The following is a 12999-nucleotide window of genomic DNA, read 5'->3' on the forward strand; positions in this document are numbered from 1 at the left end:
AGGAGAAGCTTCATGGGCCGATTGACCGGCAAGACCGCGATCATCACCGGATCGGGAAGTGGGATGGGGCGGGCGGCGGCGCTGCTCTTCGCCCGCGAAGGCGCGCAGATCATCGGTTGCGACATCGACGCCGCGCGCGGGGAAAAGGTGGTGGAGGAGGTGCGGCGCGAAGGGGGTGTCATGGCGTCGCTCCACCCGGTCGACCTGTCGGCAGCGGATAGCGCGGAAGCGTTGATCGCCTTTGCGCTCGATCAATATGGCGGTTTCGACATCCTCTACAACAATGCGGCGATGGCCTATTTCGCATGGGTCGCGGACATGGATTACGAGACCTTTTCGCGGACGATGAAGGAAGAGGTCGATATTATCTTCCACCTCACGCGCGTCGCCTGGCCGCATCTCGTGGCGCGCGGCGGCGGATCGATCATCAACACGGCCTCATCCGCCGCGCGCAAAGCCTCCCTCACGTTGCCCGCGCTGGCGCATTGCGCGGCCAAAGGCGCGGTTCTGGCGATGACGCGCCAATATGCTGCGGAAGGCGGCAGGCACGGCATCCGCGCCAACACCATATCGCCGGGGCTGATCCGTTCCGCGCAGACCGAACCGCTTATGGAAGATCCGACGTGGAAAGAGCGCGCGAGCGCCCGCATCCTGCTCGGCCGGATCGGGGAACCTGAGGATGTCGCCGCGTGCGCCTTGTTCCTGGCGTCCGACGAGAGCGCATTTGTGACGGGGGCGGATTTCGCGGTCGACGGCGGCGCTTCGGTGCTCTGACGGGCTGGGCAGCGGCGGCGATGCTGCCCAGCCGCCCGGACGCGGGATTCAGTTCACCCGCCGGGAGGGCAGGGGTGCCGGGGCGCCGTTCGTCGAGCCCGCTCGTTGCGCTCAGCCCGCCTGAAACAGTGGCGCCAACCGCGCGCGAATCCGCTCGAGCACCGTCGCGCCTTCGAGATCGGGTTCGAACGTGCGCCCGGTGATGGTCTCGAACGCTTCCACATAAGTGGCCGTGGTGCCGAGGATGAGATCCTGCGGGATCGCCGGGATCGCATCCTTGTACGGATCGCATCGCGCGGCGACCCATGAGCGGATGAAGTCCTTATCGAAACTGTCCGGGCGCTCGCCGGCGTCGAAGCGCGCCTCATAAGTCGCCTGCCGCCAGTAGCGGCTGCTGTCCGGGGTGTGGATTTCGTCCGCGAGGACGATCTTGCCGTCGCGATCGACGCCGAATTCATATTTGGTATCGGCCAGGATCAGGCCGCGCTCCTCCGCCAGTTTCTGGCCACGCGCGAAGAGCGCCAGCGCGGTGGCGCTCAACTCTTCCCATTGCGCGGCGGTGAGCAGCCCGCGTTCGAGAATTTCGGCGGGGGTGAGCGGTTCGTCATGCCCGCCATCAAATTCCTTGCTGGTCGGCGTGAGCACCGGCGCGGCCAGGCGCTCATGGTCGCGCATGCCATCGGGCAACGTCATGCCATACATCGTGCGCTGCCCGGCCTTGTAGCGCTTCAGGATCGAGGTGTCCGTCGTCCCCGCGAGATAGGCGCGGACCACGACCTCGACCGGCAGGATATCCAGCCGGCGGCAGACCAGAACATTGGGATCGGGATAATCCAGCACATGGTTGGCGCAGATGTCCGCCGTTTCCTCGAACCAGAAGCGCGCGGTCTGCGTCAGGAGCTGCCCCTTGAACGGCACGACGCACAGGATGCGATCGAAGGCGCTCAGCCGATCGGAGGCGATGATGATGCGGCGGCCATCGGGCAGGTCGTAATTATCCCGCACCTTGCCGCGATAATGGTTGGGAAGTTCCGGGATGGTGGCATCATCCAGCGTCCGTGACGCGAAGGCGGAATAGTCGCGAACGGGCATGTGCACTTCCTCAGATCGAGCGATTCTGCGCCTCGTAGCGCGAGTGTCGGCACCTGTCAGGGGCGAAATCGAAATCCCGCACGGTCGAGATAATCCCGTCATCCGGAGCGAAGCCGCGGGTGCTGCGTTTGTCGTTGAGATAATCGGGAGAAACGGGTGCGCCTCAATCTGATTGGCTCGTCGCTGGCGATCGCGTCACTGGCCCTGTCCGGCTGCAATTCGCAAAACAATGATCCTCCCCCAATCGATAACAAGGCCGCGCCGTCGGAGGCGCAATGGAATGACCTTACGGCCCGTCAGCTCCGTGAAGCGATCGACCGGCGGGCGACGCATGGACTGGATCATTTCCGTTTCGAAGACACGGGCAGCACGGGCGGGACGGGCGGTCCGCCCGACGGCGAGCGGTTGACCCGCGTGGCGCTGGCCTATGCCGCTGCTCTGGCGCGGGGCGCTGTCGATCCCGGTAAATTGTATCCCGCGTACACCTTGCCGCGCCCGTCGCCGGATCTGCGGCGCGGATTGGCCAACGCGCTCAAGGTGCAAAAGGTCGATGAATGGCTGGAGAGCCTCGCGCCGCAAGACGATGATTATCGCAAGCTGGGGCGAGCCTATCTCGCGCTGCGGGCGCAGAATGCCGAGCCAGCGGCGAAGATACCCGCGACGAGCAAGCTGCTCAGGCCGGGCGCGGCGGACCCCCGAATGCCGGCGATCGCGCGGCAATTGGTCGCGCTGGATTATCTCGATGCCTCCGCCGCTCAGGGGCGTCGTTATGATCCCGCGATGGTTGACGCGGTGCGGCGGCTGCAGCTGGATTATGCGCTCAGACAGGATGGCGTGATCGGGGACGAGGTGCTGGGCATCCTCAATCTGTCCGATGCGGATCGCGCGCGCGCCATTGCCGTTAACATGGAACGAATGCGCTGGCTGGAACGCAGTCCGCCGGCGACGCGGATCGACGTCAACATCGCCGACGCGCGGCTGACCTATTGGCGTGATGGCAAGGTCGCCGACAGGCGCAAGGTCGTCGTCGGCAAGCCCGATGCAGAAACGCCCCAGCTCGGATCGCCGATCTTCCGCCTCGTCGCCAATCCGACCTGGACCGTGCCGCGCTCGATCGAGCGCAAGGAGATCGCGGGCAAGGGCGCGGGCTATTTGCGGCGAAATCATATGATGCGGAAGGATGGGCGGATCGTGCAGCAATCCGGCCCGCACAATTCGCTGGGGCTGGTCAAATTCGATATGCGCAATCAGGAATCGATCTACCTGCACGATACGCCGGCCAAACAGCTTTTCGCCGCGGTGCAGCGCCAGCGCAGCCATGGCTGCGTGCGCGTCGACGACGCGCTCGGCTTCGCCGATTTGCTGGCGCGCGATGCGGGCGTGCTCGATCAATGGCATCGCGCGCGGGGGACGGGGAAGGAGAGCTTCGTATCTCTTCCCCACGAAATTCCGGTGCGTCTGCTGTATCAGACCGTATTGTTCGACGCGGACGGCGCGCCGATCGTGCGCGGCGATCCGTATGACTGGAACGGGGCCATCGCCACGGCCCTTGGCTTTGGCGCGGGCAAGGGATGGCGGCTCCGCGCGAATGCTGACGATCTTGGCCCGTGACGGCGGAGGCCGTTGGGTGGCGCGCAATTTTGCCGAGCTTTGTCGCCTCGCTGTAACGGGGCGTGCCTAGCGAGGCGGTTCCTTGTCCCGATCGAATTGCGCGCTGTCGATGAAATCCGCATTCTCCCTGCTTCCGCTTGCCGCTCTCGCGCTTTCTTCTCCGCTCCATGCCGCGCCGCGCCCGCCGCTGACGCAACATGGCGGAAGCTGGGCCTCAGGGCATGTGCAGGGGATCGCCGTCGATATGCGTGGCGGCTACATCTATTATTCCTTCACCAATCTCCTCGCCAAATATGATTTCAACGGGCGGCTGATCGGTACGCTGACGGGCTGGACGGGGCATCTCGGCGATCTCGATTTCAATCCGGCCGACGGGAAGGTTTACGGCTCGCTCGAATATAAGAAGGACAAGGCCTTCTATATCGCGGTGATCGACGTTTCCCGGCTCCGCCGCATTGGCGTGGAGGCCAGCCAATCGGATTTGTTCCGCACGGTCTATCTGCCCGAAGTGACGCGCGATTATGCGGCGGACCTGAACGGCGACGGCATCGTGGATGCGGCAGATACCGCTTCCCCCGATCATCTGTACGGTTGTTCCGGGATCGATGGTGTCGCGTTCGGCCCGGCGTTCGGGCGGATCGACGGCCGGCGCTATCTGACGGTCGCTTATGGCATTTATGGCGATAACGCGCGGACGGACAACGATCATCAGGTGCTGCTGCAATATGATATCGGCGACTGGGCGCGTTATGCCCGCCCGCTCAGCGAAAACGCGCCGCATCATATTGGTCCCGCAGCTCCGCACGGCAAATATTTCGTCCGCACCGGCAACACCACTTTCGGCGTCCAGAACCTTGCCTATGATGAAACGCTGCGGCGCTGGTTCATGGGGGTTTATCCGGGGAAAAAGCCGGGGTTCCCCAATTATCTGTTGTTCGCGGTGGACGCGCGCACCCGGCCGGCGCGCGGCGATCTCGTCGGAGTGCAGGCTTTGAATGGCACGGGATGGGCGCAGGGCGCGTTGCTGGCGCTCGCCGATGATGGTCTCAAAGATCCGGCTACCGGCATTCGCGGCTGGCATCAGAAAGCCGATGTCGGTTTCCAGCCGATCGGCGACGGCCGCTATTATCTGGCCGTCAATTCGAGCGACAAGGGCCGGCAGCGCGCCGATCTGACGCTGATGCGCTGGACCGGCGATCCGGGCCGGCCGTTCGCGCCGCTGGCAGAGCGATCGTCTCCCGCCAAATAGTGAAGTGATCCGTTCACTGGCCGTGGGCGCACGGGTGAGGCGTGCCTGACGGTCTTTGATCGAGCCGCTGGCTATGGCCGCCGGGGCGCACCCGCGCGTCCGGCGAGCAATCTGCACAATCTGATGAGCATAGGGTGCGGCACGAGTTGGCGCGGCTGGCCACGATCATGCGCAGCGCGTGATGCGCTCCGGCGTGGAGACGGCAGATCATGCCAGCGGCGGGGCGCGCGCCAAATTTGGCGTCGTCGTAATCTTATCTACCTCAGGATGTCATGTCCGCTTCATAATAGGCTCCTAACGGTCGGCCGCCGCTGCCCCATCGGGCCGGCATCCAATTGATATTAAATAGTAATGGGGCGTCATCCATGATTTCCGGGATTGATTTCGCGCGCGTGTCGCGCATCGCGCTGTGCCGTTCGCTTGTCGCGACGACAGTTGTCGCATTGCAGTTTCCACTCGCGGCACATGCGCAGACCGACGCCGCCTCGCCGCAGCCGGTGGTGGCGCAGGCGCAGCCAATGGGCACGGGCAGCCTGCGCGGGCGCATCCTGAACACGACGACGGGCGAATATCTTCGCAACGCCGAAATCCGCATCGAGGGAAGCGCGCTATCGACGATCTCGGATGACGGCGGCAGCTTCCGCCTCGTCGGCGTGCCGGCTGGTGAGGTGACGATCACCGTTCGCTACACCGGGCTTCAGGAAGCGAAGGCGGTCGTCACCGTCGCGCCCGGCGGCGTTACCATGCAGGACATCGATATGAAGGCCCCATCTTCGGATGCGTCGGGCGCGAATGAGATGGAATGGGTGACGATCACCGCGAAGCGGGATGGTCAGGCCAGCGCGCTGATGGAGCGCCGCGTGTCGCTCAACGCCAAGACAGTCGTTCCGGCGGACAATTTCGGCGCGCTTACGATGGGCGACGTCGGCGAGTTCATGAAGTCGATGCCCGGCATCTCGCTCGATTATACCGAGGTCGATGCGACGGCGGTGCGGATCGGCGGCCTCGATCCCAAATATTCCACCTTCACCACCGATGGCGCGCGCATGGCGACGGCGACGTCGAACAACAATGCCGGCCGGCAGAATTCGTTCGAGCAGATGTCGATCACCGGCATCGACTCGATCGAGCTGAACAATACGCTCACCGCCAGCCTCGATGCGGATTCGCCCGGCGGCAATATCAACCTGCGCAGCAAATATGCCTTTCAGCGCGATGGGCGGCAGATCAAGTTTCAGCTTGGCGGCGTGGGGACGTCGGATTCCGGATTCTCGTCGATCTATTTCCCCGACGACAAGAAACATCCGCGCATCTTCCCGTCGGCGCAGATCGGATATGCCGATGTGTTCCTCGATGGGCGGCTCGGGATCGCGTTCAACGCCAGCTACAATGCCAATTACGTCCAGCAGGATCGCGTGCAGACCGATTGGTCCTATCTCGCCGATGGCCGCGTATTGCCTTATCAGGTGATGTGGCGCCCCGGCCCGAAGCTGACGCACCGCACCGCCGCCAATCTCGCGGTGGATTACAAGATCACCGATGAATTGACGCTGGCGCTGCGTGGCACCTATTCATTTTATGACGTCGAGTATTTCAACCAATATACCTATCTGATCTTCGGCACGACGACCGCATCGCAGACTGCGCCGGGCTCGAGCGGCACGCACATCGTGGTCAATCCGAATGGCACCAATACCCGGCTGCACACGCAATATTCGCATCGCTATGCCGGCACGCCGTCGAAATTGTTGGCGCCGCGCCTGGAATATAAGGGCGATACATGGGAGGCGGCACTGCGCGGCAGCTACGCCACATCCGAATTCAATTTCCGCGATAACAGCAAGGGCTTCTTCCAGCGTACCGATTCCTGGCTCACCGGGATCGGCTTCACACTCGATCGCCCTTCGGAAGATTCGAACGCCTGGACGCTGGCGCAGACCGCCGGCCGCCCATGGGGCGATCCGACCAGCTTCAATCGCGATGCCGATATCGGCAACAACGTTCGCACTTCGGAATCAAACGCCCGCAACAAAATGTATGGCGGCAATCTCGATCTGAAGAAGAAGCTGGAAGTCGGCGAAATGCCGGTGACGCTGATGGCCGGTTTGAGCGGTCGCTCCAACGATTGGAGCACCAACGAGGGCTCGTTCAAGCAATTCCAATATGTCGGGCCGACGGGCGATCTTTCGCAGATGGCGCCGGAAGCGGTGATTCCGTGGACGCAGAATTACAAGTTCCAGATTAACGGTTTCGATGCCGGCAATATGAATGCGCAGAATTGGCGCGCCGACAGCAATTACGCGCTATACGATATTTATCGCGCGCACCCGGAATATTTCGTCGCGGATACGGTCGGCAACCTCAAGCGCAGGCTCGATAACAACAAGCGGATTCAGGAAACGATCTACGCGGGCTATGTCGAGGCGCAGGCGAAGCTGGGTCGGGCATCGTTCGATCTTGGCTTGCGCTATGAAAAGACCAAAACATCCGCGCTCGTCGCCCAGATCCGCCCGGCGAAAGAGGTAACGGCCGCGGGCCTGTCGCTCAGCACCGTCGAAGGTTTGCTCTATCAATATCATGACGGGCTCTACACCAAGCGGCGCGGGCAATATGACGACTGGTTTCTGAGCGGTGGGGTGAAGTTCGATTTCACCGACAAACTGGTCGGACAGCTCGCCTTCAGCCAGGCGATCCTCCGCCCGGATTACGGCAATCTCGGCGGTGTCGTTTCGGTCGATGACAATAACATGATCGTCACGGTGCCGAATACCGAGCTGAAGCCGGAACATTCGACGAAATATTACGCCAGCCTGCAATATTATCTGGAGCCGTCGGGCATCATCGCTTTGTCTTACTATCGGCTTGCGATGAAGGATATGCAGGTCACCGGCATCACGGTGAACCCGGAGGATGTCGGATACGATCCCAATGACTATGCCGGCTACACGTTCCGCAGCGCGCAGAATGCGCCGGGGACGAGCGTCAATCAGGGCGTGGTGTTCGAATACGACCAGCAGATGACCTTCCTGCCGGGGGCGCTGAAGGGCTTTGGCCTGCGCGGCTCGATTACGCAGCTTTTCACCGATGGCGTGCGGCAGAATATGCCCAAGACCGCCGCGAACTGGGGTGCGCGATATAGCCGTGGTGGGTTCGATATTCAGCTGACCGGCAATGCGCAGTCGAAATACCGCACCAGCGCGCTCAGCAATACGCCGACGACGGCGAATAACGGCATCCTTTATCATGCGCCGCGAACGCTGTGGAATGTCAGCGTCAATTATAAGGTGACGAAAAACTTCGAACTGATGGTGGCGGGGCGCAACATCTTCAACGCGCCCGACGTGATCTATTCGAACATTCCGAGCCGTGTGCAGCAATACAGCATCTACGGATCGATGTGGAACGTCGGGATCAAGGGCACTTTCTGATCCCCCGCTTTTAGCCGGCTGTCGTGGCCGCATCTTTCCCCAGTGCGGTCACGACAGAATGAGGCGCGTTCGTTCGACGAAGGGAAATCATATGGTTGTGCATATCGATCGCCGTAGCCTTGTGCTTGGCGCTGGGCTCGGGCTGGGCGCGCTGGCGCTTCCCCGGAGCGGGCTGGCGCAATTGCTTGGCGCGCAAGGCTTTACCCATAATGTCGCGAGCGGGGAGCCGGGGCCGGATTCGATGCTGCTGTGGACACGCTATGTCCCGAACGCGGGCGAAGGCATCATCCGGCTGGATGCCGAGGTGGCGCTCGATCCCGATTTCGCGAAGGTGGTGGCGCGCGGCACGGTGCGCACAGGCGCTTATCGTGACTGGACGGCCAAGGTGACGATCGACGGATTGAGCCCCGGCACCGTCTATTGGTATCGGTTCGTCGCTCCCGATGGCGGCAAGTCCCCGGCTGGCCGCACCAAAACGCTGCCGCAGGGCAAGGTTTCGCGTTTCGGACTGGCGGTTTTTTCCTGCTCGAACCTGCCAAACGGCTGGTTCAACGCTTATGCCCATGCGGCCGAGCGCAACGATCTCGATCTGTGGCTGCATGTCGGCGACTATTTCTACGAATATGGCGAGCCTTCGCCCCGGCCGGCGGACCTGCTCGCGGGGCGCATCGTCGAGCCGGATCACGAGATCCTCTCGATCGCCGATTACCGTTTGCGTTATGCCTGCTATCGCGCGGACCCCGATCTTCAGCGGTTGCATCAAATGGCACCGATGGTCGCCTTGTGGGACGATCACGAAAGCGCGAACGATAGTTGGGAGGGTGGGGCGCAGAACCATCAGCCCGCGACCGAAGGCGACTGGAACGCCCGCCGCGCCGCCGCGATACAGGTTTATCGCGAGTGGATGCCGGTGTCGGACGAGCCGTGGAAGGCTTATCCGATCGGCGCGCTCGCGACACTCTATCGCACCGAATCCCGGCTGCTCGCGCGAACGAAGCAGGCAGATATCGGCGCCGCGCTCCGCGACGCCAATCCTGATGCCGCGCTGAAAGCCTTTCGCGACGGCGAGTGGCAGGATCCCTCCGCAACCATGCTCGGAACGACACAGGAGAGCTGGCTCGCCCATGCCTTCAAGGCGAATGCACGCACGACGGCGTGGCAACTCGTCGGGATGGGCACGATCATGGGGCGCACGGTGATGCCGCGCGATGCCGCAGGGTGGCTGCGCAGCGGCGCGTCGGAGCGCAAGCTCGCTAGTTTCCGGGACAATATCCGCGCGGCGGCGCTCGGGCTGCCGATGTGGATGGATCGGTGGGACGGCTATCCCGCCGCGCGCGCGCGGCTGCTGCGATCCGCGCAGGCGGCCGATGCCGATCTCGTCATGCTATCGGGCGACAGCCACAATGCCTGGGCATATGCGCTGGAGGAGGGCGGCAAGCCCGCCGGCGTCGAGTTCGCCGGGCAGGCGGTCACCTCGAACGGGATGGAAGGCGAAATGGGCGTCGATCCGGCGGTTGTCGCGCGCGGCTTCGTCGCCGCCAATCCAGAGCTGAAATGGGCCGATACCAGCCGGCGCGGCTATATGATGATCGAAGTCACCCCGTCCCGCGTCACCGGCGACTGGCTGTTCATGCAGACCATCAAATCCCGCACCACCGCATTGGCGGGAACGCATCGGATGTTCGTCGAACGCGGGAGACGCGTTTTCTCGGCATGAGCTTCAAGGCGGGAGGCTGATCGTGCGGCCGGCGCGCCGCGATTTGCGTTCTGGCGCCGCTGAAACCATGATCCGCAAAAGGCCCGGAACGGCAGATGAGGAGAGAAGCCATGTCGACCCGCCATCTTGTCGATCCGGAAGTCGCGGCGCTGCTCGATCTTTGGCCGACCGCAACGCTCACGGCCGACCTGCTCCCGGTGGCACGAGAGCGCGTGATCCCATTGCCGCCGTCCGAAGCGATCGGGGTGACGCTCGAACGCCGCACCGTGCCGGGGGCGGATGGTGCGCCGGGCATCGGCCTTCATATCTATCGTCCGGACGGGGTGGAGGGGCCGCTCCCTGCCATCTATCATATCCATGGCGGCGGCTATGTGCTGGGCGCGGCGAAGGACCTGGAGGGCGTGCACCGCCCGCTGGTCAAGGAACTGGGATGCGTGCTTGTGTCGGTCGACTATCGGCTGGCGCCCGAAACGGTTTTCCCCGGCGCGATCGAGGATTGCTACGCCGGGCTGCGGTGGCTGTTCGCGCACACGGCGGCGCTCGATATCGATCCGGCGCGGGTGGGCGTGATGGGCGAAAGCGCGGGCGGGGGCCTTGCCGCGGCGCTTGCGTTGCTGACGCGTGACCGTGGTGAGTTTTCGCTCGCCTTTCAGCACCTGATCTATCCGATGATTGACGACCGCACGTGCAGCGCCGTCGATCCGCACCCCTATGTCGGCGAGTTCATCTGGCATCGGGCGAACAATCACTTCGGTTGGTCCGCGCTGCTGGGGCATGAGCCGGGGATAGCGGGCGTGTCGCCCTATGCCGCCGCCGCGCGCGCGACCGATCTGGCGGGGCTGCCGCCCGCGTTCATTTCCACCGGCTCGCTCGATCTCTTTCTCGAGGAGGACATCGAATATGCGCGCCGCTTGCTGCGCGCCGGCGTGCCGACGGAATTGCATGTCTTCCCGGGCGGATTCCACGGTTACGATATCGTGCCATCGGCGCGGATCAGCGCGGCGACCCGCAGCGCCAGCCGCGACGCCTTGCACCGGTTTCTTCACGGCTGACGAACAGGGGACAGCGACAAATTCGACGGGAGGTTTTGAGCGCGGCGATCCTCGACATATAAGGCCATTCATATCTGAGATGGCGATTTGGAGAACTTCATGATCTCCGTTGTTCGTACGCTCCTTGTCGCGGTCGCGGCGATATTGATGACCTCGCCCGCGCTGGCGGCCAGCGCCCGGCATGGGGGCCCCGGCGCGGTGACGGCGAGCGCGCGCCTGTCCGGCGCGCCGGCTGGCGCCTCCGCCTATCGCATTCACTATCGCTCATCCGATCCGGCCGGAAAGCCGGTGGTCGTGACCGGCGCGGTGATCGTGCCGTCCGGCCGAGCGCCGGCAGGCGGGCGCAATGTCGTCGTCTGGGCACATGGGGCTTCCGGCGTTGCGGAAAGTTGTGGACTGTCCGACAAGCCCGGTTTCTACGATCAGATCGCCGGCCTGAACGCGTTGCTTGCGGCGGGCTATGTTGTCGCGGCGCCCGATTATCAGGGGCTCGGCAGCGCCGGGCCTCATCCCTTCCTTGTCGGCGTGGCGAGCGCGCACAGCGTCATCGATGCAGTCCGCGCCGCGCGAGCCATGCCGCAGGCCAATGCGGGCCGGCGTTATGCCCTGTTTGGCGAATCCCTCGGCGGTTATTCGGTCCTATGGGCGGCAATCGAGGCGGCGCGTTACGCGCCCGAATTGCAACTGGTCGGCGTCGCAGCCGCTGCCCCGCCGACGGATCTGAAGGCCAATCTCACCGGGGGCACCAACGCCGCCGTGCGCGCATTCCTCACCGCTTATACCGCCAGCAGTTGGGAGAAGGTCTATTCGCTGCCGCTGACCACCGTCGTCAAGCCGGGGACGGCAACGCTGATTCACGCCCTTGCGCGGAATTGCGTCACGCTGGACGGATTCAAGCTCCGGACGAAGATCGGCATGCTGCGGCTCGCGATGCAGCTCAGGAATGTCGATCTCGCGGCATCGCCCCGGTGGAGCGCGCTGATGGAGCGAAACTCGATCGATCCCGCGAAACTGACCGTTCCCATGTTCATTGCCCAGGGTGGCGCAGATGCGATCGTCGCGCCGGGGGTGACCAGGAATTTCGTCGCGGCGTTATGCCGCCGCCGGGCTGTGGTGCAATTCATGTCCATCGACGGCGGCGATCACGTCAGCGTGGGCAAACGCTCCGCCAGCGCCGCAATCCCCTGGATCAATGATCGCTTCGCCGGTCATCAAACCTCGGGCAATTGCGCGCGCTGATTGCGCCAACGCGCCACGCCGACGTTTAATGCGTACGCCACGCCCGTCGTTACTTGCGCGATCGATTGGCGGGAAAGGCCCGTCTCAAGATCCACGATCGCCGCGCCTTGCGGTGAGGCGCCCGTCGTTCGGCTACTAGCCGGTCAGACCGTCGAGCGGGGTTCGAGCTTCGTTGAGGTATATGTCAAATAGACAAGTTCCGCGATGTTTGTTGCCTGATCGCCCACGCGCTCCAGGCTTTTTGCCGAAAGCAGAAGCTGTCCGATTGTCGGAATGACGGAGGAATCGCTCGACATTTTGGTCAGCAACGACATGAATACGCGGTGATATTCCTCGTCTATCTGCTTATCGCCATCATAGACGATCTTGGCTTTTTCTGGGTCTCGCGCGGCGTAAGCATCAAGCGCGCCGACCAGCATGTCATAGGATTTGGCGCCAAGCTCGCTGAGCATCTTTGCCGCGCGACGCTCCGCCGGCGTTTGCACGAGTTGCAGGCGGCGTGCGACGCCCTTCGCATAATCGCCCACCCGCTCCAGATAGCCGGAAACGCGGTGCGCCATCAGCACTTCGCGCAGGTCGTCCGCGAAGGGTGAGCGACGCATGAGCGTTTGCAGGACGCGTTGATCGATTTGCGATTCCAGCGCGTCGATCGCGTGATCGCCCTCGATCACCTGTTGGGCGAGCGCGCTATTGCCCTCGTCCAGCGCGCGCATCGTGTTGACGAGCGCGAATTCGGCCATCCCACCCATTTCGATAACGGCGTTCCGCAACCCGGTAAGCTCGATATCGAACGCCGCGACCGTGTGGCGATCGCCGGTTCCACTGTTATCAACCATC

Annotated in this window: 9 protein-coding genes; 7 read left to right on the forward strand and 2 right to left on the reverse strand. The window is 63.4% G+C overall.

All coding sequences use genetic code 11. The annotated features are described in order from the left end of the window. Positions 1–12: 12 nt before the first annotated feature. Positions 13–774: an SDR family oxidoreductase gene (locus P0Y64_12215; protein ID WEK42155.1), complete on the forward strand. Its 762-nt coding sequence runs from the start codon at positions 13–15 to the stop codon at positions 772–774. A 111-nt stretch (positions 775–885) separates the two neighbouring features. Here P0Y64_12215 and P0Y64_12220 read toward each other — a convergent pair whose 3' ends face one another. Beyond that, entirely contained in the window at positions 886–1866 is a 981-nt protein-coding gene (locus P0Y64_12220; GenBank protein WEK42156.1) for a phosphoribosylaminoimidazolesuccinocarboxamide synthase, read from the reverse strand. Between the two features lie 156 nt (positions 1867–2022). On the opposite strand from P0Y64_12220, the gene P0Y64_12225 reads away from it, so the two are divergent. The 6 genes from P0Y64_12225 (at position 2023) to P0Y64_12250 (ending at position 12162) form a co-directional block, all read left to right on the forward strand. Further along, positions 2023–3477, forward strand: coding sequence for a L,D-transpeptidase family protein (locus P0Y64_12225; GenBank protein ID WEK42157.1), 1455 nt, complete (start codon positions 2023–2025; stop codon positions 3475–3477). Between the two features lie 109 nt (positions 3478–3586). After that, positions 3587–4726 carry a hypothetical protein gene (locus tag P0Y64_12230; GenBank protein WEK42158.1) on the forward strand — a complete coding sequence of 380 codons (1140 nt, stop codon included), beginning with the start codon at positions 3587–3589 and terminating at the stop codon, positions 4724–4726. A 365-nt stretch (positions 4727–5091) separates the two neighbouring features. Further along, positions 5092–8154 carry a TonB-dependent receptor gene (locus P0Y64_12235; GenBank protein ID WEK42159.1) on the forward strand — a complete coding sequence of 1021 codons (3063 nt, stop codon included), beginning with the start codon at positions 5092–5094 and terminating at the stop codon, positions 8152–8154. A gap of 91 nt (positions 8155–8245) precedes the next feature. Next, on the forward strand, positions 8246–9871 hold the full coding sequence (locus tag P0Y64_12240) for an alkaline phosphatase D family protein (protein WEK42160.1): 1626 nt from the start codon (positions 8246–8248) through the stop codon (positions 9869–9871). Between the two features lie 110 nt (positions 9872–9981). Next, complete coding sequence (locus P0Y64_12245; GenBank protein ID WEK42161.1) at positions 9982–10923, forward strand: alpha/beta hydrolase; 942 nt, start codon at positions 9982–9984, stop codon at positions 10921–10923. Between the two features lie 99 nt (positions 10924–11022). Further along, a complete protein-coding gene (locus P0Y64_12250) occupies positions 11023–12162 on the forward strand; it encodes an alpha/beta fold hydrolase (GenBank protein ID WEK42162.1) in 1140 nt (379 codons plus the stop codon). A gap of 143 nt (positions 12163–12305) precedes the next feature. On the opposite strand, the gene phoU is transcribed toward P0Y64_12250, so the two are convergent. Further along, positions 12306–12998 carry a phosphate signaling complex protein PhoU gene (gene phoU / locus P0Y64_12255; protein ID WEK42163.1) on the reverse strand — a complete coding sequence of 231 codons (693 nt, stop codon included), beginning with the start codon at positions 12996–12998 and terminating at the stop codon, positions 12306–12308. Position 12999 lies beyond the last annotated feature (1 nt).

The sequence above is a fragment of the Candidatus Sphingomonas colombiensis genome, assembly GCA_029202845.1.
In the GTDB taxonomy this organism is placed as follows: domain Bacteria; phylum Pseudomonadota; class Alphaproteobacteria; order Sphingomonadales; family Sphingomonadaceae; genus Sphingomonas; species Sphingomonas colombiensis.

Bases quoted from the DNA above. Each gene is read 5' to 3' on its own strand.
- P0Y64_12215 (WEK42155.1), top strand. From the start codon at position 13: ATGGGCCGATTGACCGGCAAGACCGCGATCATCACCGGATCGGGAAGT.
- P0Y64_12220 (WEK42156.1), bottom strand. From the start codon at position 1,866: ATGCCCGTTCGCGACTATTCCGCCTTCGCGTCACGGACGCTGGATGAT.
- P0Y64_12230 (WEK42158.1), top strand. From the start codon at position 3,587: ATGAAATCCGCATTCTCCCTGCTTCCGCTTGCCGCTCTCGCGCTTTCT.
- P0Y64_12235 (WEK42159.1), top strand. From the start codon at position 5,092: ATGATTTCCGGGATTGATTTCGCGCGCGTGTCGCGCATCGCGCTGTGC.
- P0Y64_12240 (WEK42160.1), top strand. From the start codon at position 8,246: ATGGTTGTGCATATCGATCGCCGTAGCCTTGTGCTTGGCGCTGGGCTC.
- P0Y64_12245 (WEK42161.1), top strand. From the start codon at position 9,982: ATGTCGACCCGCCATCTTGTCGATCCGGAAGTCGCGGCGCTGCTCGAT.
- P0Y64_12250 (WEK42162.1), top strand. From the start codon at position 11,023: ATGATCTCCGTTGTTCGTACGCTCCTTGTCGCGGTCGCGGCGATATTG.
- phoU (WEK42163.1), bottom strand. From the start codon at position 12,998: ATGGTTGATAACAGTGGAACCGGCGATCGCCACACGGTCGCGGCGTTC.